Below are 22781 nucleotides of genomic sequence, written 5' to 3' on the forward strand. Positions count from 1 at the left end.
CAGTTGTCACCTCTCGTAGTAGAAGTTGGTCGTCATACCGGCGTCCAGGTGGTAGGCGTTGTGGCAGTGGAACATCCACGCACCCGGGTTGTCGGCGTCGAACTCGAAGGCGAGGTCCTGGCCGGGGTGGATGATGACCGTGTCCCGCCGCAGCCCGCCGTACGCCGGCACCCCGAAGGTGTGCCCGTGTAGGTGCATGGGGTGCCACATGGTCGTCTTGTTGGTCATCTCCACGCGGATCCGCTCACCGGTCTTCATGGACACCTTCCCCACGTCGGGCCCGGCGATCCCCCAGACGTAGTCCGCCGGCGACTGGATCAGTTCCAACCGGAACGTCCTGTCCACAGGTCGCTCCGGGAGCTTCGAGGCCTCCGTTGCGGCGAGGTCGGCATCCTGCACAGGTGTAGTGCCGAGTTCGTCGATATCCCCCGACCGCGAGGGATCGATCGTCGTGACCGAGTCCCTCGTCCGAAGGGTCGTGGCCACGAAGTCCTCCGACCCCTCCACACGGGCGACGATCGGCCATGTCCCGGAGTCCACGTCCACGAGGACATCGACCCGCTGCGCCATCCCCACGAGAACGGACCGGGCCTCCACCGGTCGACACGGGAACCCGTCGGTCTCGACGACACGTATCGTCCGACCGCCGACCGCCACCCGGTAGGGGGTCTCCGCCGCCGCGTTGATGATGCGCAGACGGACGGTGGAGCGCGGCGGCACCGTCAGCGGGTCGGCGTCCTCCGAGGGACGCCCGTTGAGGAGGTGCAACGGGTAGGCGATGTGCTGGGTCATCCCCCCGAGCGCCGCGGACTCGGGATGGGGTCCGGCGGTTCGGGCGAGCGCATCCGGATCGACCGCACGGGCGGCGGCCGTGGTGCTCGAACCGTGTCCGGAGTGTCCGCCGTGACCGGAGTGACCCCCGAGCGCGGGGTTGAGCGCCCGGAGCAGTTCGTCGGGTGACGGGCCGAAACCCACGGTCCAGTCGTCGATCACCAGGACGTGGTCGACATCGGCGCCATACTGGTCCTGCGGGTCCTCGACGACGAGGGCCCCGAGCATTGCCTCGTCCGCCTGGAGACCGGAGTGGGAGTGATACCAGTACGTTCCCGGGTGCGGAAGGGTGAACGAGTACTCGAATTCCCCGCCCGGGGCCACCGTCTCACCGGTGAGCGGAGGCGCCCCGTCCATGTCGTTTCGGAGCTGGATGCCGTGCCAGTGGATGATCGTCTCCTCGTCGAGGAGATTGGTGTGGCGGACCCGGAGTCGGTCCCCGAGCGACGCCCGGATCTCCGGACCCACAGGGCCCTCGCCGTAGGCCTTCGCCGTCACCTGTCGGCCTGCCAGGCCGAAGGTGGCAGCGACCGCCGGCACGGCCACGTCCACGACCCGACCGGAGCTGAACCGGGCGGCTTCCGCCTCCCCGACCTCCGGATCGGAGTAGCCGATGCGGTCCGATGCCCGGATCGCGGACGTGACCGCCGCCTCCGCACCACAGGCGGCCATGGCCAACCCCACGCCGCCCAGACCCAGGGCGGCGAGGAATGCCCGGCGGTTGACGTCAGGGGCCAGGGTGGGCAGGACACCCGTGGTGCGCCCCATCAGCCGGCCCGCCGTTCCGGGGCCCGGAGTCCGCTCACGCCGTCGGAGCCGCCGGCGTGGCCCGTGACGGTCACGGTCGACACGACCTGTCCGGTCGCGGGGTCGATGCCGACGACCGTCGGCAGGTCCTTGCCCTCGTCGTCACCCTCACCCGGGGCGGTCCCCAGGACGTAGAGGACCGACCCGTCGAGGTTGTAGGACACCGAATCGATGGAGGCCAGCCCCAGCTTCTCGAGGTCGAGGTTCTGGGTCTCCCGCGCCCCGTCGACGTCGAACAACCGGATCCTCACCAGGTCTCCCCCGTTGGCGGAGTGCGGGTGGATCTCCGTGTCGGTGTACTCGACGAAGAACTGTCGCCCGTCCGGGCGGACGCCGTTCTTGTGGAAACGGCCGTCCTCGCGACCGACATTGCCGACGGGCGTGACCTCCTCGGTGGGCAGACCGTCGGAGAAGTCGAACAGGTACACGTCGCCCGCTTCGTTGATGAGGAAACCGGAGGCGATCTCCTCGGCGAAGTGCCCCTCGCGAGCGGACGTGAAGTCCTCCGGGAGTACCTCCGACCGCCCGGTCTCGCTGATCTTCCCGTCGGAGTCGATCGTCAGCTCGATGAGCTCGCGGGAGTTCTCACAGACCGAGTAGATCTTGTCGCCCACCGGCCAGGTGAACGGCCCGCACCCGAGGATCTGCTGTTCCCCGGAGAGCACGCCCCGGTCGAGATCGACGACACGCGGTCCGAAGAGCTGGTCGTCCCACGACGTCATGTAGCGGCCACCGACACTGACGGTGTGTGAGCCCTCCCGGGAGTGGAAACGCACGTGTCGGGGAAGCAGTACCTCGGCGGGCTCGAGGAGGTTCCCGGAGTACGTCGAGACCGTGTAGTCGGCCTGTCCGCGCGACCCACGGGGCGCCCACACCTCGAACGCCACCGCCTGGGGTTCGGACGCGTCGTCGGAGGTGAAGACGTGGACCACGTCGTCCCAGATGGCGTGCCCGGTGGTGATCCGGGTCTTGACCACGCCGTCGGCCGGATCGAACGCGGCGTACACCGTCTCGTTGTCGCGGGATTCGGTCGCGACCATCCAGTCCTCCCCGATCGGGGTGACCTCCGCGGTGTACGGCTTGTTGGGGTCGGCGCCGACCTCGCCGAGTTCCTGGTCGTCGTCCCCGAGCGCCGCGTTGGACGGCGGCAGGGTGACCTCGGGCACGTTGGGGAACCCATACGTGGTGGCGACGCCGTTGGCTACGTCGAACTCCTCGCCCGACTCGGTGGAATCGCTGCCGGACGAACATCCGACGAGCATCAGCGCCGTGGCGGTGGCGAGCGACATACCCGCCAGCCGGGTGGTCGTGAACATCTTCATGGGGTGTCCTTTCCGGCCGGTCAACGGGCGCCGGCGCCGACGCGGGGCCGGGTCGCGTTGTTGGTCTGGCAGTCCTCGCCGATGATCGGCGCGAGGGTGCAGGTGTAGGACTGGGACTCATCCGAGACGCACCAGATGATCTCCTGGTCGAAGCTGCCGGAGACGGGGTTGTACATGACCGCCTGGGCATCCGGCTCTCCGCAGTACGTGGTCGAGCAGCGAGGCGCTCCACAGCAGTCGTAGTAGGCGATGAGGTAGGTCTTGCCGTTCTCGGGATGCGTGCAGCATCCGACCCAGTACTCGGCGCCCGGCTTGGAGCCGGGGGCGCAGGTGGACACTCCGCCACCGGCGCAAGACGGACACGGGCGGCCGTCCATGTTGCACCAGCGCCAGTAGTTGCACTCGGTGGGATCCTTGCCGTCGTACGTGGGCAGCAGGTCATCGCCCGCACCGAACGGCGTCATCTTGGTGGCACCGGCCGACGGCGTCGCCGCGGGGGGTTCCTGTGCCATCGCCTTGGGGTCGCGGGTGACGGGCAGGGCCCCGACGAGTGCGACGCCGGAGACGCCCATCGTCCACGTGGCCATCCGGGACAACACGGACCGGCGGGACGTCCTCTCGGACAGCCTCCGGGAGACCTTGCTGATCGCGGAGCCGCCGCCGCCGGCCAGCCATTCGGCGTGTTCGCTCAACCGTTGTTGGTCGGAGTCTTCGATGTGGACCACGGTTCATTCCTTTCGTTTCGGGTGGGGGGTGATCTCGTGGGCCCGGACGCGACCTGCGTCCCGGTGGGCTCACGACGCGTTGGGGACCTTCAGGCCGGCGTACAGGTGCTGGATGGTCGGGGTTGCGGTCTCGAGTGCGTTGAGCAGGCTCTCGACGTGCTGCATGTTGTTGCACAGACCCTTGGCGGCGATGGATCCGTCGGAGTCGATCAGGATCCCGTAGGGAGTGGTGCCGACCTGGTAGGCGATTCCGACCTCGCGGGCGTCGAGGTACTGCAGTTCGCCGCCGATGCCCGCTCCGGACAGGAACTCACGGTGTTCCTGCTCGGTGCCGTCCGAGATCAGCACGACGTCGAGGTCCTTCTCGGCCCTGGCCATAGTCTTGATCCCGGGCAGGAGCGCCTTGCAGGTCGAGCACTTCGGGCCGGTGAACATCAGCAGCTGCGGCCGGGGCCGCTCCCCTGCCACCGATGCGTCGCGACCGAGGTGGTCCGTGAGGCCGTCGAAGGCCGGGCCGGTGTCGCCTATCGCAGGCCCGGAGTCCTGGACGCGGGCGCCGAGGGGGCCGAGCCGGACCTGGACCCGACCCAGCTCACGGGCCAGGCCGAGGATCATCAGGACGAGGACGACGTCGACGGCGACGAGGACCGCGAGGACGGTGTAGACGAGAACGGACATGGGGACTCCTCTGGGGTGATTCGGGCAGGGGGTGCCGGCCCCAGGTGCGGCGCACGTGGGGATGGGAGCGGCTCCCGGACGGCGGGGCCGATCGGAACCGATGGTCGGGAAGGGTCTGTTCGGCTCGGCCGGGGCCGGACCGGACAGGGAGGTCGGGTCAGACCGAGCCGGCCTGCCGGCGGTGGAGTTCGGCCCGGGCGGGTTGCAGATAGGTGTCCACCCGCGAGCGTCCGAGCGTGAGGGTGGAGAACACCGAACCGACCCCGAAGGCCAGGACGACGGCGAGACCCGCCAGGGCGAGAGCGGTCATCGCCTCCGTCAGCGTGGCCGGGCCGGGCAACACGGGAGCCAAGGCGGCGGCGCCGGCGAACGCGAGTGCGCGGGCGGCGTGCCACCAGGTGATCCGCGGGGCCTCGTGGCTGCCGAACGCGAAGCAACCGCAGTCGAGCTCGGTCCTCCCCCGCAACAGGTTGACGGAGAGGCCGGCCGCGTAGGCGAGAAAGAGGGCGGCGATGGCCCAGCTGGTCGACTGCAGGGCCACGCGGGCGATGAACGCGGCGCCGAGGGCCACCTCGAGGAACGGGAGAACTCGGCCGACACGGAATGCCAGGCGGTCCGGGAGGATCTTGTAACCGACCACCACGCGGCCGTGAGCATCCAGATCTCGGAGTTTGCTCACCCCCGCGACGACGAGCCCGATCCCGACGACGGATGTGACGAACATGCCCGTCATTAGCGCTCCTTCCAGCGGCGATGCCCCGGTCGGGGCGTGTACTTCAGCACGTCCGGAACGCTATGGAGGTTGTGTTACAGATGTGTGACGGCAGTGGTCCTCAGTTGTTTCATACCCTCCACAACCGTTGAGATCTCGGTCACGCGGGCTACTCAGACCCTGGACTGGGTGACAGATGTAGAGGCCATCTCGGATGTGACCTGCGGCGTCGTTGCTCTGCGGGTACGGGACCGGAATCACTGAAATGCGGACGACCCCCGGTCTCCGTGGTGGAGTCCGGGGGTCGTTGTGGGCTCTGGCCCGCTTCAAGGGTGGTCCTAACTGGGTTCGAACCAGTGACCTCTCCGGTGTGAACGGAGCGCTCTTCCGCTGAGCTATAGGACCTCGCGTTCCGGGCGGTCTCGCCTCGGCACCGGAACACTGTATCAAGACCCGGGCCGGGCCCCAATTCGGCCCCCTCGAGGGGCGGGCGGATCGCTGACGGGCCGTCCGGGGCGTAGGCCGTGAGGGTCTCGGTGGGTAGTGGCCCTCGCCCGGGTCGCCCACTGTGCCGTGGGCCCTCGACCATTCGCCCCGACCAATCGCCCCGGCCATCAGCACAGACCCTTTGCACCTCGCCGTGGCGACCCGTGGGCCGTACGGGGCGCTCGACGTCGAGGCGAGCTCGCCGGGGCTGCACGGTAGAGCACCGTGCCGTCGCCCGGTCCATACAGCTCAGACCTGGTTTCCGCCCCCCGATTTGTGTTCCCCGAAGACCGTCGGCTAATGTTCCTTCTCGCAACGAGGTGAGCGAGAGCGAGCCGCGAAGCGATGCGGATGTGGCGCAGCTGGTAGCGCATCACCTTGCCAAGGTGAGGGTCGCGGGTTCGAATCCCGTCATCCGCTCGGAGGGATCGAGGAGCCAGGACGTCCTCACCAGGCTCGATACCTTTGCGGTGGAGTGGCCGAGTGGTGAGGCAGCGGCCTGCAAAGCCGTCAACACGGGTTCGATTCCCGTCTCCACCTCCACGTCCGGACTTGTCCGGACGGGAAGCCCGCGCGATTAGCTCAGCGGGAGAGCGCTTCCCTGACACGGAAGAGGTCACTGGTTCAATCCCAGTATCGCGCACCATCACGAACGCCCCGGCCGTCGGCCGGGGCGTTCGTCGTCGTCGCTCCCGATCCGGTACCGCGGCGTAGTCGCCCCGTGATCTCGTAGGCGGATGATCGGGGTATGTCCGTGATGCCGTACCTACACCACTCGACGACCGTCGACCTGGCCGATGTCGCGACCCTGCGTGGCCGCGTCGTCGACTTCCGGCACAGCACCGGGATCCTGGCGGACCTCCGACGCACCGGGACCGACTCGTTCGAACTCACCCTCGTCCTCGGTGGAGGCGACGACATCGAGAAGCTCACGATCCGCGGTGTCCGCGGGGGCGAGAGCCTGCACCTGCACGAGGCCTGAATCGGACCCCGATAGTCTCTGGGCGTGACACCGCGATTGCAGCATGCTTCAGGGGCCGACATCGACGCCGTGGCGTCGCTCGCCGCACGCACCTTCCCCCTGGCGTGCCCGCCCGAGTTGGATGCTCCGGCGATCGAGGCGTTCATCGCCGAGAACCTGACCCCGGAGGCCCTGCGGGCCCACCTCGATACTCCGGGTCACGAGCTGCTGGTCGCGAGTGGGACCGGAGGCGAGGCCGTCGGTTACGTCCTACTCGTGGCGGGGACGGAGATGGACCCGGACTGTGCGGCCCAGATCGTGCACCACCCGACTATCGGAATCAGCAAGTTCTACGTTGATCCCGCCCACCACGGAGCAGGCCTGGCCGCGGTGATGCTCGACGACGTCTCGCGGCGGAGCAGAGCGGGCGGCGCCCGGAGTGTGTGGCTGGCCACCAACCTCGCCAACACGAGGGCACGGCGCTTCTACGGCAAGCACGGATTCCTGGAGCGGGGACAACGGACCTTCGACGTCGGTGGTGTGCTCAACACCGACGTCGTCTACGAACTGCCCCTATAGAGACCGGGCGAGGCCCCGTAGGTCCACGGTCGGCCCCCGGTCAGCCCCCGACGGTCTCGAACCGGGACAACGCCAGTAGACGCGAGGTCGCCCGGAGGTACTTCTTGCGGTAGCCGCCGGCGACCATCTCCTCGGTGAAGATCGCGTCCAGCTTCTCACCGGAGTTACGCACGGGGATGCCCGCGTCGTAGAGACGATCGGCGAGCACGACCAGGCGCAGCGCGATCGACTGGTCCGGCAGCGGCTTGACCCCGCTGAGGCAGACTCGGGTGACGCCGTCGACGAGACGGTTGTACTTGGACGGGTGCAGGGTCGACAGGTGCTCGCACAGTGCGTCGAAGTCGTCGAGAGTCGCACCCGAGACCGCCTCAGCGTCGGCCTCGAGGTCGGCGTCGTTCATCGGGTCCGGAGCGGGGGGCAGGTTACGGTGCCGATAGTCCGGGCCATCGACCCGGATCGACTCGAAGATGCCGGACATCTTCCGGATCTCGCGCATGAAGTCCTTGGCCGCGAACCGGCCCTCCCCCAGCTGCTCGGGCAGCGTGTTTGACGTGGCCGCGACACTCACCCCGGCCGTGGTGAGCTCCGCGAGCAGGCGGGACACCAGCATGGTGTCCCCCGGGTCGTCGAGCTCGAACTCGTCGATGCACAGGACGGAGTGCCCGGAGAGCTCGTCGACGGCCCGGTTGAACCCGAGGGCACCGACGACGTGGGTCAACTCGACGAACGTCCCGAACGCCTTGGGCTCGGGGCAGTTGTGGTAAATCGATGTCAGCAGGTGGGTCTTGCCCACACCGAAGCCGCCGTCCAGGTAGATGCCGGTGCCCTGCACCGCCTTCGGACGTCGGCCGAAGATCCCCTTCTTGGGCGCGCGACGGGCCACCACCGACTCGGCGAACGACCGACACGCCGTGACCGCAGCGGCCTGGGAGGGCTGCGCCGGGTCGGGGATGTAGGAGTCGAAACTGACGTCGTCGAACATCGACGGGGGGACCATCTGTGCCACGAGCTGGTCGGCGGGGACCACCGGGGTGACGTCAACGAGGCGAGAGACCATGGGCAGAGCCTATCGTGGGGACACCCGGCGTCAGAACGGAAGGAGTCCCCGGTGCACATGACACGGCCCACCGTGCTCGACGACGACCCCGCGGCCCTCGAGGCCCTGTGGGCGGCACTGGACCCCGAACCGGGCCTGCCCGTGCCGTGCATCCGCGCGGTGATGATCTCCTCGGTCGACGGCACGACCACCGTGGACGGGCGCAGCGGCGGGCTGGGCACCCCGACGGACCGGCTGGTCTACGACGCCATGAGGGCACGGTCCGACCTGGTCCTGGTGGGCTCGGGCACCGTCCTCGCCGAGGGTTACGGCCCCGCCCGCACCGCCGCCGTGTGGGCCGACAGACGTCCCGGCCCCCCGCCCGTGGTCCTGGTGTTCACCCGCACCCTGGGCGACGACCTCATCGACCACTGCGCCAGTGCCGGCGACGGATTGCAGGTGGTCGCCACCCACGGTGTGACCGGTGACCGACTCACCGCCGCCCGGGCGCGCGGGATCACGGTCCACGTCCTCGACCCGGGCCCGCTGCGGAACACCGTGCGATCGCTGGCCACTCATTTCGGGGCCTCGGAGGTGACCTTCGAAGGCGGCCCGCGGCTGCTCGGGACCTTCCTGCGTGAGGGCGCGGTCGACGAACTGATCCTGTCGATGTCCCCGGAGATCATCCTCGGCGGTGACGACTCCCGACTGGCGGAGGCCACCGCCACCACCCGGGTCCCCCTGCGCGTCGCGGCGGCCTTCACGTGCCCCCGCGGCGGCCTCTACACACGCTGGGTCGTCACCGGAACTGACGGACGGGAGGGCGTGCGGTGACGCGACACCGGGGCATCCGGGCGATCGGTGCGGGCGTGACGGTGCTGGCATTGTCGGTCGCGGCGTGCGCGCCACTGCCCGCGACGGGTCCACGGCTGGCGACCGGGGACGGACCCGGGAGGACCTCGGGGGGCGGCGTCGCCGAGGAGCCCGAGGCCCCGCCCGACTGGCTCGCGCCGCGGGCCGACCTGAGCTGGGTCCCGTGTCCCAACAGCCGGGTCGGCGGGATCCCCGAGGACGCGACCATTGAGTGTTCGCTGGTCGGGGACACGCCGGTGTTGCGACTCACCGCGACGGACACACCGGACGACGCGGCTCCGCTCGTCGTCGTCGCCGGTCCCGAGACACCGGCCGATTCACTCGTCGCGAGGCTCGCCTCCGCCGGCCCCGAGCTCGGCCGCTCCAGACCGCTGGTCGTCGTGGACCACCGCGGGCGGACCGGGCCGGCCGGCACCTGCCTGTCGTTTCCGGCGCGCCGCACGCTCGACGCACTGGCGGATCGGGGCACCGATCCCGGCTCGCCGGAACTGCGAGCGAACCTCGCCGACACCTCCCAGTCCTGCACGGACCAGCTCCAGGGCCGCGAACTGGACTTCGGCTCCGCCGGCGCCGCCGAGGACCTCGAACGTCTACGCCAGCAGTGGGATGTGCCCGGGCTCGCCGTGATGGGGATCGGCACCGGGGCCCGGACCGCGCTGGCCTACGCCGGCGCGCACCCCGGCCGGCTGTCCCTGCTGGTGCTCGACTCCCCCGCCCCGGCGGACGGTGACCAGGAGGCCGCGGCCCGCGCCGGGATCGACGGCTCAGACGCGGCGCTGCGGCTGTGGGCCGCGGCGTGCACCCGCGTCGAGTGCGGGCCCGGGGACGCCGACGAGAAGGTCGCGGCCCTGGACCGCGCCCTGGATCGCGCCCGCGACCCCGGTGCGGCGGTCCCCGCGGCATTGCTGTCCGACGTGATCCGGTCGGCTCTCGCAGACCTGTCCGGCGCGTCCGCCCCGGCCCCGTCGCCGGGAGACGTCCTCCTGGGCGACCTCGTCGCCGCCGCCCCCGGCGAGACCCCGGACAGTGTCCGCGGCCGTGCCGCCGCACTGGCCGGCACGTCGTTGCCGTACGTGGCCGGATGTTCCGACCTGACACGTCGCGTCCCGGTCAACCGGGTGGAGGAACTACGGGCAGAGTGGGAGCAGACCCCTCCGTTCGGGGAGATCGTCGCCGCACAGCTGTCCGCGTGCTCCACCTGGCCCGTCCCCGGGCCCTCCCCCGTGACCCTGCCCGCGGACACCCCGGTGCTGCTGGTCGGCGGCATCGCCGATCCACAGGCCGGGGCCGCCGCGCTCGAACCGACCGCCGGCGCGCTCACCGCCGCCGGGGCCTCCGACGTGCGGATCGTCACCTGGGGCGCACCGGGGTCGCAGGTGATCCTGCACTCCGGATGCGTCCGGAGCGCCGTCACCGGGTTCCTCGACGACCCCGACGCCGCAGGGGAATCCGCCGCCTGCCCGTCCTGACCGGCCGGGGTGCCTCACCGGGGGCGGGGAGGTCAGGCGGTAGCCTGCGAGTCGTGCCGCTGCCCTCCCGAAGCACGACGACCGTGCCCCGTGTCCTGACCCATGTGTTGTGGCCGCTGGCGATCATGACCGTGATCCACCGCGTCGTGATCAAGGCCGTCAACGGATCCATCACGAACGACTTCGGCACCGTCTACGCCGCCACCAGGCGTTTCCTGGCCGGCGAGCCGGTGTACGCCGAGAGTCTGCTGACGGTGCAGCCGCACTACCTCTACGCCCCCAGCGGCACCTTCGTCCTGGCCCCGTTCGGGATGATCGACAACTACACGCTGGCGCGGTGGCTGTTCATCGGCGTCAACACGGCCGCGATCATCGCCGCGTTGTGGCTGCTCATGCGGCTGTTCGACCTCGACGTCCGGTCGTTCGCCGCCCCCGCCATCCTGCTCGCGGCGTTCTGCACCGAGGCCGTCACCAACACCCTGGTCTTCACCAACGTCAACGGCGTGGTCTTCCTGTGCCAGGTGGCGTTCCTCTACCTGCTCCACCGACGGCGCCTGTGGTGGGCGGGCGCGGCCATCGGCATGTCCCTGGCCATCAAACCGATGCTCGCGCCACTGCTCGTGCTGCCCCTGATCCGGAAGCAGTGGCAGCCCTTCGTCACCGCGGCCGCGATTCCCGCGGTCACCATGGCCGCCGGCTGGGCCCTGACCGTCGATGCCCGCAGCTACGTCGACACCACCCTCACGTACATGGGCGAGGTACGCGACTACTACAACAGTTCGATCGCCGGGCTGGGCCTGTACTACGGGGTGCCCGAGCCGATCGTCCTGGTGGCCCGGATCCTGGTCGTGGTGGCCACCCTGCTCGCCGTGTGGCTCCTGTTGGACTACCGCCACAACCACGAGGTGCTGTGGCTCGCGACGACCTCCGGGGTCGTGCTCACCGGCGTCTTCCTCGTGTCCACCCTGGGGCAGATGTACTACTCCATGATGCTCATCCCGCTCATGCTCACGGTGGTGCTCGACAAGTCCCTGGTCCGGAACTGGCCGGCCTGGCTCGCCGCGTACGGCTTCTTCACGCTCGACTTCTGGGAGTCGGCGCGCTGGCCGTACTACGGGCGCCTGCTGGAGTTCGCGCACCCGACCCTGGGGTGGTCGCTGTTGCTGGCCACCATCCTGGTGGTGCTGCTGTGGCGTCGCACCGATCCCCACCGGCACGAGCGGATCGCACCTGCCGCCGTGTCGGCGTAGCCTGCGGTCATGAGCAAGCCCACCGATACCCACACACCCCAGCCGGATTTCACGCTGGACGACACCGAGTGGCGTCGCCGTCTCAGCCCCGAGGAGTACCAGGTGCTGCGGCAGGCCGGCACCGAGCGGCCCTTCACCGGTGAGTACAACGACACCAAGACCGAGGGCGTGTACCGCTGCCGTGGCTGCGGTGCCGAACTGTTCCGCAGTGACGCCAAGTTCGAGTCCAACTGCGGGTGGCCCTCGTTCTTCACCCCCCTGGCCGGTGGGAGTGTCATCGAGCGCGAGGACACCTCACTCGGTATGACCCGCACCGAGGTGATCTGTGCGCGCTGCCACGGCCACCTGGGCCACGTGTTCGCCGGCGAGGGGTACGGCACCCCCACCGATCTGCGGTACTGCATCAACTCGCTGAGCATGACCCTGGAGCCGGCGGAGGACTGAACACCTCGGGACCCGTGCGGTCCCGACGAGAGAGGGCCGACCGGGACTGTCCCGGTCGGCCCTCTCTCGTGTCGGATCGACGTCAGGGCATAGAAGCGGCCAACTGCCGAGCCGTGACGCGCGGCCCGGTGAAGAACGGGATCTCCTCGCGCACGTGACGCCGGGCCTCGGTCGCCCGCATCTCACGCATGAGGTCGACGATGCGGTCGAGCTGCGGGGCCTCGAACGCCAGGATCCATTCGTAGTCCCCGAGTGTGAAGGACGGCACGGTGTTGGCGCGGACGTCCGGGTACTCGCGGGCGGCGCGGCCGTGCTGGGCGAGGATCTGGCGCCGCTCCTCGTCCGGGAGCAGGTACCACTCGTAGGAGCGCACGAACGGGTACACGGAGACGTAGGCACCCGGCTCCTCCTCGGCGAGGAACGCCGGGATGTGGCTCTTGTTGAACTCCGCGGGACGGTGCAGTGCGGTGTTGGACCAGTAGGCGGTGCTCGCCCGGCCCAGGATCGTGGTGCGTCGGAACTCGTTGTAGAACCGCTGGAGCTCCTCGATGTGCTCGCAGTGGGTCCAGATCATGAAGTCGGCCTCGGCGCGCAGGCCCGAGATGTCGTACAGGCCCCGCACCACCACATCCGTGCCGTCGTAGCGGGCGAGGAACGTCTCCAGGTCCGCGGCGACCGTGTCCCGGTCCTCCCCGAGCTGACCCGGGGTCACCGTGAAGACGGAGAACATCAGGTACCGCAGGGTCGAGTTGAGCTTCTTGTAATCAAGGCGTGCCATGGCTCAATCCTGCCACTTCGCCGCCAGTCGCCGGGCCGCGGCCCGTGCCGAGCCGATACAGGCGGGCACCCCCACGCCCTCGGTCGCCCCCCCGACGAGTTCCACCCCGGGCAGGCGCTCGGCCAGTTCGTCGCGCACGCCCGCGATCCGCGCGTCGTGTCCGGGGCCGATCTCGGCGAGGGCGTCGGACCAGCGGCGCACCCGCGAGTGCAGGACCGTCGGAGCGGAGCCGCACAGTCCTCCCAGTGCGGATTCGGCCATGCGGGAGAGGGTGGCGTCGTCGGCGGCGAGGACCTCGTCGTCGTCCAGTCTCCCGAACGACACCCGCACCAGGTGACCGGGTCGGGTGTCGAGGTGCGGCCACTTGCGGCTGGTGAAGGTCATCGCCTTGAACGGCACCGGTTCGTCGGTCGCCACCAGGACGCCGGAACGCCCGGGCAGGTCGAGGGAGCGGTCGACCTCCAACGCGACGACGGCCGAGGAGGCCGTCCGGATCCCGGACAGGCCCCGGTCGTCGGAGTCGAGCCCACCGGCGGCCACGAGGAGCGGGGCGGCGTGGGGGACGGGGACGGCGACGACGACGAGGTCCGCCTCACACGCCCACGACCCGCGGTCGCCGACCACCGCCAACGAGTAACGGGGACCGTCCCGGTGGAGGGCGGTGCAGGTGGCGTGTGTGCGGATGACGGCCCCCGAGGACCGGACGAGTGCGTCCACGAGGAGCCGGTAGCCGCCGTCGAGGGTGGCGAACACCGGGCCCGGCACGCGGTGGCCGACGAGTTCCCCGGCGGCGGCGGTGAGGCTGGGCGCGCCCCGGTCGAGGGCCTGTGCCAGCCCCGGGATCACCTGCCGCAGCCCCAGTCCTGTGCTGGGAGCGGCGTACACGCCCCCGAGCATGGGGTCGACGAGCCGCGTGACGACGGCGTGACCGAATCGCTCGGAGACGAGCGACCCGAGCGAGACGTCGCCTCCCGGTTCCCAGTCCAGCGGCAGGTCGACCTCGCGCGCGGCGACGGCGAGTTCGCGTGGTCCCAGCACGTCGGACAGCGCCGCCACGTCGGACGGGAGCCCCATCAGCGTGCCGGAGGGCATGGGGACCATCCGGCCCCCGGTGAGGATGGCCGGCCCGAGGGGGCCGGGATGGCGGAGCGCGCCGGTGAGGCCGAGCTCGGAGACGAGGTCGCTCGCCTCGGGCCGGCGGCCGATGAAGGCCTCGGCACCGAGCTCCATCGGGCCGGACGGGAAGTCCGCGGTGTGCAGCGCCCCGCCCGGCCTGTCCGAGGCCTCGAGGACGGTGATGTGCGCGTCCGGGAGCTCCCGGGAGAGCTGGTAGGCGGCGGTCAGTCCACTGAGGCCGCCCCCCACGACGGCGACGCGTGGGCCCACCGCTACTTCCCGGTCAGCTCGTGGACGAGCTCCACCACGTGGGTCACCGCGCCCGGGTCGGTGCTCGGCAGGACACCGTGGCCGAGGTTGAACACGTGGCCGCGTGCGCCGAGGTCGCGGGCCCGGCTGCCCTCCTCGACTATCCGTCGGACCTCGCCGTCCAGTGCGGACCGATCGGCGAAGAGCATGGCGGGGTCGAGGTTGCCCTGCAGGACCTTGCCCGGTACCCGCCCGGCGGCGTCGTCGAGTGGGATCCTCCAGTCCACACCGACGACCTCCGGACCGGCATCGCCCATCGCGCCGAGCAGTTCACCGGTGCCCACGCCGAAGTGGGTGCGAGGGACAGTCGAGATGACCTCGTCGGCGAAGATGCGGGTGGAGTGCGGCAGAACCAGCGCGCGGTAGTCCCGCAGGCTGAGCGCGCCGGCCCACGAGTCGAAGAGCTGGACGGCGTCCACCCCGGCGTCGATCTGCGCCCGCAGGAACACCGTGGTCAGGTCGGCCAGTTTGGCCATGAGCGCGTTCCACACGTCGGGCCGCGAGTACATCAGCGACTTGGTGTGCTCGTGGTTGCGGCTCGGGCCGCCCTCGATGAGGTAGGAGGCCATGGTGAAGGGGGCGCCGGCGAAGCCGATGAGCGCCACCTCCGGGTCGAGTTCGGCCACGACCAGGCGCACGGCCTCCTCGATCTTGTCGAGCCGGTCCGGGGTGAGCTCCGGCAGTGCCGCGACGCCCGCCTCGTCGCGGATCGGCTCGGCCACCACGGGCCCGGTCCCGGGGACGATGTCGATGTCCACACCGGCGGCGGCCAGCGGGATCACGATGTCGGAGAAGAAGATCGCGGCGTCCACCCCGTGGCGGCGGACCGGCTGCAGGGTGATCTCACACGTCATCGCGGGATCGAAGCAGGCCTCCAGCATGGTGGAGCCGGCACGCACCTCCTTGTACTCGGGAAGCGAGCGTCCCGCCTGGCGCATGAACCACACCGGGGTGTGTGCACCGCCGACGCCGGTCACCTCGTCGAGGTAGGGGCCGGTCCCGGCGCGGCGGCCGGTGGTCGCGGCACCCGCGGTGGGGTCGACGGAACGGGAGGTCGAGGACGCATCAGAGTTCAACACGCCCCCCATCGTCCCATGAAGCGGCGACCGGGGCCGGTCAGCCCACCCGGGCAGGTGACGGCGCGCCTCCTCGGGGCGGGAGCGTGCGGTCGCTAGCGTGACGACCCGTGAGCACATCGGTCAATGACGGCGCACCCGAGGTCTTCCGGGAGGCGGTCGAGTCGCTGTCGCGACTCGAGGTACGCCCCGAGATCTCGGTCGGCCCGATCCGCCCGCCGCAGCGACTGGCACCCTACAGTCACGCCCTCGGCGTCGAGATCATCCCGCCGTCCGGGGACGACGTCCCGGAGTTCTCCGACGGCGACGCCTTCGGCCGCCTCATCCTGCTGCACGACCCCTCGGGGGACGATGCATGGAACGGCACCCTGCGCCTGGTGGCCTACATCCAGGCGGACATGGAGGCGTCCCTGGCGGCCGACCCGCTCCTGCCCCAGGTGGCGTGGAGCTGGCTCACCGAGGCCCTCGATGAGCAGGCCGGGCCCTACACCTCACTGGGTGGCACCGTGACCAGCACCGCGTCCGTCCGTTACGGCGACATCGCCGGTCCTCCCCAGTCGCATCAACTCGAACTGCGCGCGTCCTGGACCGCCCTCGAGTCCGACCTGACGGGGCACGCGTCCGCGTTCTGCTCCACCCTGGCACTGGCCGCCGGCCTCCCGCCCGTCGGCGTGACCTCCCTGCACCGGCGGTCGTGAGCGGGCGTCGCCGCGGCGAGACCCCGCCCGGGTCACCGCCTCCCCCGGCCGAGTACGAGTTCACCGACGACCCGGCCTCCATCGAGGCGGTCGCCGAGGCCCTGCGATCCTCGCCCGGCCCCGTCGCGGTCGACGTCGAACGCGCCTCGGGGATCCGCTACTCCGAGCGGGCCTTCCTCCTGCAGCTCCGCGCCCCGACCGGCCCCGCCCTGCTCGTGGACCCGGAGACCCCGGGTCGGACCATCGGCTCCGTCGCCGACGTCCTGTCGACCCGGCCCCTGCTGCTCCACGCCGCGAGTCAGGACCTCCCGTCGCTGCGTGAACTGGGGGTCTCCCCGACCTCGCTCGTCGACACCGAACTGGCCGGACGCTTCCTCGGCACCGAGCGGGTCAACCTCGGGGCGATGATCTCCGAACACCTCGGGATCGGCCTGGCCAAGGCGCACTCCGCCGCCGACTGGTCCCGTCGCCCGTTGCCGGCGGCGTGGTTGGACTACGCCGCCTACGACGTGCTTTTCCTCCACGAACTGGCGGACGAGGTCCTCCCGCGGCTCGACGAGCTCGGCCGCCGCGAATGGTTCGAGGCCGAGTGTCGGTACCTGGTGGAGTCCGGCCCGGCACCTGCCGCGCCGGACCCCTGGCGTCGACTGTCTCGCTTGTCGACCCTGCGTGACGGGCGTCAGCTCGCCCGGGCACGGGAGCTGTGGATGGCCCGGGACCGGGTCGCCGCCGAGCGCGACATCGCACCCAAACGGCTCCTCGGCGACGCGGCGATCGTCGAGGCCGCCAGGGTGGGGCCGTCGAACGCGGCGGCCCTGTTGGCGATCGACGGGTTCGACGGGCCGCACCGCCGGCGTCTGGCCGGGGAGTGGCTGGCCGCACTCGAGTGGGCCGAAGGACTCGGGCGCGGGGACCTCCCCTCCCGCCAGGGGCCACCCGCCGAGCATCCCCCGCACGCGTCGTGGAAGCGCAACGAGCCCGAGGCCGCGGAACTGCTCGAGATCGCCCGCGACGAGATCGGCGCGCTCGCCGACGAACTGGGACTCGAGCCCGGGCTGCTGCTCAAACCCTCGACCCTGAGACTGTGGGTGTGGCGCGCGGCCACCACCCGGCCCACCGACGACGGTGCGCTGCTCCACGACGTGCTGACCGCGGAGAATGCCCGCGCCTGGCAGATCGAACTGACCGCCGACCCGCTGCTGGAGGCGGTGCGGCGCTTCCGAGCGGACTCCTGAACCGTCTCCGCGTCGGGCGCCCGACGCGGAGACGGGGACCGCGGATCCGGTCCGTCAGTTCAGGCGGGTACGGATGCTGGCCGCGATCCCCTCGGGCGTCAGGCCGGCGTCCGCGAGGATCTCCCCGCGCGAGCCGTGGTCGAGGAACTGCTGGGGGATCGCCAGCGAGAGGCGATCGACCAGCACCGATGCGGCATCCAGGCACGCCGACACCGCCGAGCCGACCCCTCCGTGAAGTCCGTTGTCCTCCACCGTCACCACGAGTCCGCGTCCGCGGGCGCTCTCCACGATCGATGCCGGCACGGGGTAGACCCACCGCGGGTCGACGACGTCCACGGTGAGTCCCTCTGCCTCGAGTGCGCGGGCGGCGGCGACGGCGGGGGCGACCATCGACCCGACCGCCACCACCAGGACCTCGGCCTCACCGGGGCCGTACACGCGGTCCACCCCGTCCTCGGATGTGGCGAGGGCCGGTACCGCGTCCCCCACGGACCCCTTCGGGAACCGGACGACGGTCGGGCCGTCGTCGACGGCCACCGCCTCGCGGAGTTCCTGCCGGAGGGTCACCGCGTCCCGCGGGGCGGCCACTCGCACCCCGGGGATGATGCCGGTCAACGACAGGTCCCACATCCCGTTGTGGCTGGCACCGTCCGGACCGGTGACCCCGGAGCGGTCCAACACCAGGGTGACCGGCTGCCGGAGGAGTGCGACATCCATCAGCAGTTGATCGAAGGCGCGGTTGAGGAAGGTCGAGTAGACGGCCACGACGGGGTGCAACCCGCCGAGCGCGAGCCCGGCGGCCGAGGCCACGGCGTGCTGCTCGGCGATGCCCACGTCGTACATCCGTTCCGGGAACCGCTCCCCGAACGCGGCCAGGCCGGTCGGCCCGGCCATCGCCGCGGTGATGGCGACGACATCGTCGCGTTCGGTGCCGATCGCGCACAGTTCCTCGGAGAACACGGAGGTCCAGTCCACGGATGACGAGGTCGCCAGCGGCTTGCCGGTCTCGGGATCGATGACCCCGGTGGCGTGCATCTGGTCCGCCTCGTTGTTCTCGGCGTGGACGTAGCCCATCCCCTTACGGGTCACGACGTGGACCACCACCGGACCGCCGAAGTCCTTCGCGAGGCGCAGCGCCGCCTCGGTCGCCGCGAGGTTGTGGCCATCGACCGGACCCATGTATTTGAGGCCGAGATCGGCGAACAGTTCCTGCGGGGACACGACGTCCTTGACGCCGGTCTTGATGCCGTGGAGCACGGAGTAGAGGGCCTTGCCCACGACGTCCTTGCGGGCCGTGAGCGCGTTCTTCGTCCGGTCCATCGCCTTCTCGTACGCCGGCTGGAGCCGGAGCGCGCCGAGACGCTCTGCGATCCCCCCGATGGTCGGCGAGTAGGACCGGCCGTTGTCGTTGACGACGATCACCATGGGGCGGTCCTTGGCGGCGGCGATGTTGTTGAGCGCCTCCCATGCCATGCCGCCGGTCATCGCACCGTCCCCGATCACGGTGACGACGGTGCGATCGGACTCCCCCCGCAGGGAGAACGCCTTGGCGAGGCCGTCCGCGTACGACAGGGACGCCGTGGCGTGGGAGGACTCGATCACGTCGTGTTCACTCTCCGCACGGCACGGGTAGCCGGAAAGCCCCCCTCTGGTGCGGAGACCGTCGAACTGGTCGCGACGGCCGGTGAGGATCTTGTGCACGTACGACTGGTGCCCGGTGTCGAAGATGATCGGATCGCGCGGTGAGTCGAAGACCCGGTGCAGCGCGACGGTCAGTTCGACGACGCCGAGATTCGGGCCGAGGTGCCCGCCCGTGGCGGCGACCTTACGGATGAGGAACTCCCGGATCTCCCCGCACAGTCGGCCCAACTCGTCGGAGTCGAGCCTGCGGAGATCGGAGGGGCCGTCCACCTGTTCGAGCACGCTCATTGCTGTCGACTGCCCCTTCCGTGACCGACACCCCGCTGGGTCGAATCGTCAGTCTACGGGCTGACGCCGCGCGACCTCGCCCACGGGCGGGCGTTCGGGCCCCCACCTGCGGCGCTGCCTCAGGAGCCCTGCGGCGAGTCCAGTACAGCGATCCCCTCGACGTGGTGGGTGCCCGGGAAGGCGGCCACTCCGCGGAGGTCCGCGAGCGTCCACCCGGCGCCCACGAGTACCCCGATGTCGCGCGCCAGACTCGCCGGATCACAGCCCACATGGATGATCCTGGACGCCCCCGTGGCGGCCAGGCGTTGCATCACCGGGATCCCGGCCCCACCACGTGGCGGATCGAGGATGACGACCTCGGGATAGGGGTGGTCTCCCGGGCGGTCGTCACGGCCCTCGAGAAAGGTCTCGACGCGGGCCCTCACGGTTCGCACTCCCCCGCCAGATCCGTCGCCGAAGGCGTCCGTCGCGGCGTGCACCGACGCCGTCGCGGATTCGACGATCGTCACGCGTGACCCCGGGATCGCGTCGTGCACCCCGGCGGCGAACAACCCGGCGCCGCCGTAGAGGTCCCAGACCACGGGCGCGTCGGACAGACCCGGGGTGTTCGTCACCGCGGTGCGTACCCCGTCGCTGTAGTGGGTCGCCGCGGAGCGGTGCGCCTGCCAGAAGGCCTCTGACGGTAGGCGCCACTGCCGGTCGCCCACGCACCGCACGACGGTGGGCCCCCCGGCGACGACCTCCCAGTCAGTGGCTCGTGAGTGACGCGCACGAGCGCGCGTCGCGGCGGACCGACGGGACCGGCCACCCCGTCCGCGCGGCGCGTCGTCGACGACCGGACGGTGGGCGAGGTGGACGACTCCGTCGTCCCCGAGCACACCCAGGACCTCGCGGTCCGCGCCGAACGAGGCGGAGGACACGGCGTCCCGGAGACGGGGATCGGGCTGGATGCAGGGCTCGGTCACCAGCTCCCGGGAACGGGCCCTGCGTACGCCGGGCACCCCGTCGGCGCCGGTGACCCAGCGGGCGACGGTACGCCAACCCGAGGTGACCGGATCCGCGGCCGGGACCTCCACGTGGACCGGTCCGTCGTGGAGGTCGATGCGGCCTATCCGGGACACCTGCTCGGCCAGGATCCGCCCCGCGAGGTCGCGGGCCGCACCGGGGGCGATGTGGCTCCAGTCGCAACAGCCCGCACCGGCGGCCGCCGCCGGGCAGGCCGGTGCGACCCGGTCCGGGGACGGCTCGAGCACGCTCTGCACGGTGCCCCGACAGAAAGCGCGGCCCGGGTCGTCGTCGACGAGGACGTCCACCAGCTCCCCGGTGATCCCGCCGCGGCAGAACACCACCCGGCCTTCGTGACGCGCCACGAACTCGCCGCCGTGCGCGGGGCCCCCCACACGGAGGCGCAGCACTCGGCCCGTCCAGTCGGTTGCTCGGTCCTGGGTCATCGTTCCTCCGGTCCACCCCAGCGTCCGACGATCGGTTCGTCGCGGGCCTGCTCCGCGCGGCCGTGCGAGGACGACAGCTGCCACGGGACGCTGGTCACCATGACACCCCTCTCGTAGAGCAGGCGGGTCTTGAGCCGCAGCGCACTCTGGTTGTGCAGCAGCTGTTCCCACCAGTGGCCCACCACGTACTCGGGGATGTACACGGTCACCACGTCGCGCGGTGCCTGATCGCGGATCCGCTTCACGTAGTCCACCACGGGTCGGTTGATCTCACGGTACGGGGACTCGACGACCTTGAGCGGGACCGAGATCCCGCGGCGCTCCCACTCCCGTGCCAGGGCCCGGGTCTCGGCGGTGTCGATGTTCACCGTCAGGGCCTCGATCGTGTCCGGGCGGGCCGCCCGTGCATACGCGAGAGCCCGCAGGGTGGGCAGGTGCAGCTTGGACACGAGCACCACGCAGTGTGTCCGGCTGGGCAGGACGACCTCCCACGAGGACTCGTCGAGTTCGCGGGCGACGGAGACGTAGTGGCGGTGGATGAGTCGCATCACCCCGAACGCCCCGAGCATCGCCAGGACCGCGACGTACGCGCCGGAGAGGAACTTCGTCGCCATGACGATCACCAGGACGCCGGCGGTGAGGACGAAGCCGACGGCGTTGACCACCCGGGACCGGCGGATCCGGCGACGCACGACCGGGGCGCGCTCCTCCCCCAGCAGCCGGCTCCAGTGCCGGACCATGCCGAGCTGGCCGAGGGTGAAGGCGACGAAGACGCCGACGATGTAGAGCTGGATGAGGACCGACACCTGCGCGTCGAAGGCGACGACCAACGCTATCGCCGCGATCGCGAGGAGGACGATCCCGTTGGAGAACGCCAGCCTGTCGCCGCGGGTGGCGAGTTGTCGGGGCAGGTACTTGTCCCGCGCGAGCACCGAGGCCAGCACCGGGAATCCGTTGAACGCCGTGTTGGCGGCGAGCACCAGGATGAGCGCGGTGATGACGATGACGGCGTAGAAGGCCGGCGGCAGCCCGGCGAACACCGGCTGGGCCAGCTGGGCGATCATCGTCTTCTGTCGATACCCCTCGGGAGCCCCGATCAACTGGGTCGCCGGTTGCTCGGCGATCCTGACGCCGAGCCGACCGGCCAGGGCGATGAGCCCGAGCAGGAACGAGACCGCCAGCGTCCCGAGAACAGTGAGTGTCACGGCGGCGTTGCGGGCCCGGGGTTTGCGGAAGGCGGGGACGCCGTTGTGGATCGCCTCGATCCCGGTCAGCGCCGCACAGCCCGAGGCGAACGATTTGGCGACGACGAAGGCGAGCGCGAGTCCGGCCAGTTCCGCCCCCTCGGCGGGGACGAGTTCGAAGCCGGATGATTCGGCCCGGAGGTCGCGGCCCAGGATCTCGACCTGGAACAGTCCCCAGAGGATGAGCCCCGTCATGGACGCGAGGAACGCGTAGACGGGGAAGGCGAACATCGCCCCGGTCTCGCGGATGCCGCGCATGTTGAGTGCCGCCAGCAGGGCGATCGCCAGGACGCCGAACGCGACCTCCCGGGACTGGACGAACGGGATGGCGGAGCCGATGGTGGCGGCGGCGGCCGATATCGACACGGCGACCGTGAGGACGTAGTCGACGAGCAGGGCCGCGCCGACCGCGAGGCCGGCGCCGGGGCCCAGGTTGACCGTCGCGACCTCGTAGTCGCCCCCTCCCGAGGGGTAGGCGCGGACGTTCAGCCGGTAACAGGCGATGACGACGACGAGGACCGCAGTCACCGCCAGACCCACCCACGGGGTGAACGTGAGGGCGGACATCCCGGCGATCGAGAGGACGAGGAAGATCTCCTGCGGGGCGTAGGCCACCGAGGACAGCGCGTCGGAGGCGAACACCGGGAGCGCGACCCGTTTGCGCAGACTCCTGGCCCCGACGGTGTCGCTACGGAAGGGGCGACCCACGAGGAGGCGCTTGGCTCCCACGGAGACCTTCGAGATCGTGGACACCGACATATCCTAGGGCCCG

General features: G+C 70.7%; 20 protein-coding genes and 4 tRNA genes. 11 read left to right on the top strand and 13 right to left on the bottom strand.

The genetic code is table 11. From position 1 onward, the window contains the following. Window positions 1-6: 6 nt before the first annotated feature. The 6 genes from L8M95_RS01745 to L8M95_RS01770 form a co-directional block, all read right to left on the bottom strand. Window positions 7-1599: a multicopper oxidase family protein gene (locus L8M95_RS01745; RefSeq protein WP_260487633.1), complete on the bottom strand. Its 1593-nt coding sequence runs from the start codon at window positions 1597-1599 to the stop codon at window positions 7-9. Beyond that, a complete protein-coding gene (locus L8M95_RS01750) occupies window positions 1599-2960 on the bottom strand; it encodes a hypothetical protein (RefSeq protein ID WP_260487634.1) in 1362 nt (453 codons plus the stop codon). The genes L8M95_RS01745 and L8M95_RS01750 overlap by 1 nt, the downstream gene beginning before the upstream one ends. A 20-nt stretch (window positions 2961-2980) precedes the next feature. Then, window positions 2981-3685 carry a methylamine dehydrogenase light chain gene (locus L8M95_RS01755; protein WP_260487635.1) on the bottom strand — a complete coding sequence of 235 codons (705 nt, stop codon included), beginning with the start codon at window positions 3683-3685 and terminating at the stop codon, window positions 2981-2983. A gap of 69 nt (window positions 3686-3754) precedes the next feature. Beyond that, window positions 3755-4363: a redoxin domain-containing protein gene (locus L8M95_RS01760; RefSeq protein WP_260487636.1), complete on the bottom strand. Its 609-nt coding sequence runs from the start codon at window positions 4361-4363 to the stop codon at window positions 3755-3757. Between the two features lie 157 nt (window positions 4364-4520). Further along, window positions 4521-5087: a MauE/DoxX family redox-associated membrane protein gene (locus L8M95_RS01765; protein WP_260487637.1), complete on the bottom strand. Its 567-nt coding sequence runs from the start codon at window positions 5085-5087 to the stop codon at window positions 4521-4523. 321 nt (window positions 5088-5408) lie between these two features. Further along, a tRNA-Val gene (locus L8M95_RS01770) sits at window positions 5409-5480 on the bottom strand. 428 nt (window positions 5481-5908) lie between these two features. Between L8M95_RS01770 and L8M95_RS01775 the strand changes: the two genes are divergently transcribed. The 5 genes from L8M95_RS01775 (at window position 5909) to L8M95_RS01795 (ending at window position 7101) form a co-directional block, all read left to right on the top strand. Then, window positions 5909-5981, top strand: a tRNA-Gly gene (locus L8M95_RS01775). A 49-nt stretch (window positions 5982-6030) separates the two neighbouring features. Then, window positions 6031-6104 (top strand) — tRNA-Cys (locus L8M95_RS01780). A gap of 28 nt (window positions 6105-6132) precedes the next feature. Continuing rightward, window positions 6133-6207: transfer RNA gene (locus L8M95_RS01785), tRNA-Val, on the top strand. Between the two features lie 102 nt (window positions 6208-6309). After that, the gene (locus tag L8M95_RS01790) at window positions 6310-6543 is read left to right on the top strand and encodes a hypothetical protein (RefSeq protein WP_260487638.1); all 234 of its coding nucleotides are present in this window, start codon (window positions 6310-6312) and stop codon (window positions 6541-6543) included. Window positions 6544-6567: 24 nt separating this feature from the next. Further along, on the top strand, window positions 6568-7101 hold the full coding sequence (locus L8M95_RS01795; protein ID WP_260487639.1) for a GNAT family N-acetyltransferase: 534 nt from the start codon (window positions 6568-6570) through the stop codon (window positions 7099-7101). Window positions 7102-7141: 40 nt separating this feature from the next. On the opposite strand, the gene zapE is transcribed toward L8M95_RS01795, so the two are convergent. Continuing rightward, on the bottom strand, window positions 7142-8158 hold the full coding sequence (gene zapE, locus L8M95_RS01800; RefSeq protein WP_260487640.1) for a cell division protein ZapE: 1017 nt from the start codon (window positions 8156-8158) through the stop codon (window positions 7142-7144). 57 nt (window positions 8159-8215) lie between these two features. On the opposite strand from zapE, the gene L8M95_RS01805 reads away from it, so the two are divergent. The 4 genes from L8M95_RS01805 to msrB are packed head-to-tail and all read left to right on the top strand — an operon-like array spanning window position 8216 to window position 12173. Further along, the gene (locus L8M95_RS01805) at window positions 8216-8971 is read left to right on the top strand and encodes a dihydrofolate reductase family protein (protein ID WP_260487641.1); all 756 of its coding nucleotides are present in this window, start codon (window positions 8216-8218) and stop codon (window positions 8969-8971) included. Further along, window positions 8968-10479 carry an alpha/beta hydrolase gene (locus L8M95_RS01810; protein WP_260487642.1) on the top strand — a complete coding sequence of 504 codons (1512 nt, stop codon included), beginning with the start codon at window positions 8968-8970 and terminating at the stop codon, window positions 10477-10479. The genes L8M95_RS01805 and L8M95_RS01810 overlap by 4 nt, the downstream gene beginning before the upstream one ends. 53 nt (window positions 10480-10532) lie before the next feature. Further along, a complete protein-coding gene (locus L8M95_RS01815) occupies window positions 10533-11729 on the top strand; it encodes a glycosyltransferase family 87 protein (RefSeq protein ID WP_260487643.1) in 1197 nt (398 codons plus the stop codon). 9 nt (window positions 11730-11738) lie between these two features. Continuing rightward, window positions 11739-12173 carry a peptide-methionine (R)-S-oxide reductase MsrB gene (gene msrB / locus L8M95_RS01820; protein WP_260487644.1) on the top strand — a complete coding sequence of 145 codons (435 nt, stop codon included), beginning with the start codon at window positions 11739-11741 and terminating at the stop codon, window positions 12171-12173. An 82-nt stretch (window positions 12174-12255) separates the two neighbouring features. Here the strand turns inward: msrB and hemQ are convergent, their stop codons facing one another. The 3 genes from hemQ to hemE are packed head-to-tail and all read right to left on the bottom strand — an operon-like array spanning window position 12256 to window position 15464. After that, window positions 12256-12951 carry a hydrogen peroxide-dependent heme synthase gene (gene hemQ, locus L8M95_RS01825; protein ID WP_260487645.1) on the bottom strand — a complete coding sequence of 232 codons (696 nt, stop codon included), beginning with the start codon at window positions 12949-12951 and terminating at the stop codon, window positions 12256-12258. A 3-nt stretch (window positions 12952-12954) separates the two neighbouring features. Next, entirely contained in the window at window positions 12955-14337 is a 1383-nt protein-coding gene (gene hemG, locus L8M95_RS01830) for a protoporphyrinogen oxidase (protein WP_260487646.1), read from the bottom strand. Window positions 14338-14339: 2 nt separating this feature from the next. After that, window positions 14340-15464: a uroporphyrinogen decarboxylase gene (gene hemE, locus L8M95_RS01835; RefSeq protein ID WP_396119260.1), complete on the bottom strand. Its 1125-nt coding sequence runs from the start codon at window positions 15462-15464 to the stop codon at window positions 14340-14342. A 98-nt stretch (window positions 15465-15562) separates the two neighbouring features. Here hemE and L8M95_RS01840 point away from each other — a divergent pair, with 98 nt between their 5' ends. Continuing rightward, window positions 15563-16150, top strand: a complete 588-nt coding sequence (locus L8M95_RS01840; RefSeq protein ID WP_260487647.1) for a DUF3000 domain-containing protein — start codon at window positions 15563-15565, stop codon at window positions 16148-16150. Beyond that, window positions 16147-17385: an HRDC domain-containing protein gene (locus L8M95_RS01845; protein ID WP_260487648.1), complete on the top strand. Its 1239-nt coding sequence runs from the start codon at window positions 16147-16149 to the stop codon at window positions 17383-17385. The genes L8M95_RS01840 and L8M95_RS01845 overlap by 4 nt, the downstream gene beginning before the upstream one ends. A 54-nt stretch (window positions 17386-17439) precedes the next feature. On the opposite strand, the gene dxs is transcribed toward L8M95_RS01845, so the two are convergent. From dxs to L8M95_RS01860, 3 genes are all read right to left on the bottom strand, one after another. Further along, window positions 17440-19314, bottom strand: a complete 1875-nt coding sequence (dxs, locus tag L8M95_RS01850; protein ID WP_260487649.1) for a 1-deoxy-D-xylulose-5-phosphate synthase — start codon at window positions 19312-19314, stop codon at window positions 17440-17442. 119 nt (window positions 19315-19433) lie between these two features. Next, window positions 19434-20765 (bottom strand): class I SAM-dependent RNA methyltransferase, encoded by a 1332-nt coding sequence (locus L8M95_RS01855; protein ID WP_260487650.1) that lies wholly within the window; start codon window positions 20763-20765, stop codon window positions 19434-19436. Next, window positions 20762-22768: an APC family permease gene (locus L8M95_RS01860; protein ID WP_260487651.1), complete on the bottom strand. Its 2007-nt coding sequence runs from the start codon at window positions 22766-22768 to the stop codon at window positions 20762-20764. Before L8M95_RS01860 ends, L8M95_RS01855 begins: the two co-directional genes overlap by 4 nt. Between the last annotated feature and the right edge of the window lie 13 nt (window positions 22769-22781).

Origin of the sequence: Dietzia sp. B32 (genome assembly GCF_024732245.1) — a bacterium.
Lineage (GTDB): Bacteria > Actinomycetota > Actinomycetes > Mycobacteriales > Mycobacteriaceae > Dietzia.

Excerpts from the sequence above, each read along its gene's own strand:
- zapE (WP_260487640.1), bottom strand. The coding sequence starts at position 8,158 with ATGGTCTCTCGCCTCGTTGACGTCACCCCGGTGGTCCCCGCCGACCAG.
- L8M95_RS01765 (WP_260487637.1), bottom strand. The coding sequence starts at position 5,087 with ATGTTCGTCACATCCGTCGTCGGGATCGGGCTCGTCGTCGCGGGGGTG.
- hemQ (WP_260487645.1), bottom strand. The coding sequence starts at position 12,951 with ATGGCACGCCTTGATTACAAGAAGCTCAACTCGACCCTGCGGTACCTG.
- L8M95_RS01805 (WP_260487641.1), top strand. The coding sequence starts at position 8,216 with ATGACACGGCCCACCGTGCTCGACGACGACCCCGCGGCCCTCGAGGCC.
- L8M95_RS01860 (WP_260487651.1), bottom strand. The coding sequence starts at position 22,768 with ATGTCGGTGTCCACGATCTCGAAGGTCTCCGTGGGAGCCAAGCGCCTC.
- L8M95_RS01855 (WP_260487650.1), bottom strand. The coding sequence starts at position 20,765 with ATGACCCAGGACCGAGCAACCGACTGGACGGGCCGAGTGCTGCGCCTC.
- L8M95_RS01745 (WP_260487633.1), bottom strand. The coding sequence starts at position 1,599 with ATGGGGCGCACCACGGGTGTCCTGCCCACCCTGGCCCCTGACGTCAAC.
- hemE (WP_396119260.1), bottom strand. The coding sequence starts at position 15,464 with ATGGGGGGCGTGTTGAACTCTGATGCGTCCTCGACCTCCCGTTCCGTC.
- dxs (WP_260487649.1), bottom strand. The coding sequence starts at position 19,314 with ATGAGCGTGCTCGAACAGGTGGACGGCCCCTCCGATCTCCGCAGGCTC.
- L8M95_RS01750 (WP_260487634.1), bottom strand. The coding sequence starts at position 2,960 with ATGAAGATGTTCACGACCACCCGGCTGGCGGGTATGTCGCTCGCCACC.
- msrB (WP_260487644.1), top strand. The coding sequence starts at position 11,739 with ATGAGCAAGCCCACCGATACCCACACACCCCAGCCGGATTTCACGCTG.
- L8M95_RS01790 (WP_260487638.1), top strand. The coding sequence starts at position 6,310 with ATGTCCGTGATGCCGTACCTACACCACTCGACGACCGTCGACCTGGCC.
- L8M95_RS01760 (WP_260487636.1), bottom strand. The coding sequence starts at position 4,363 with ATGTCCGTTCTCGTCTACACCGTCCTCGCGGTCCTCGTCGCCGTCGAC.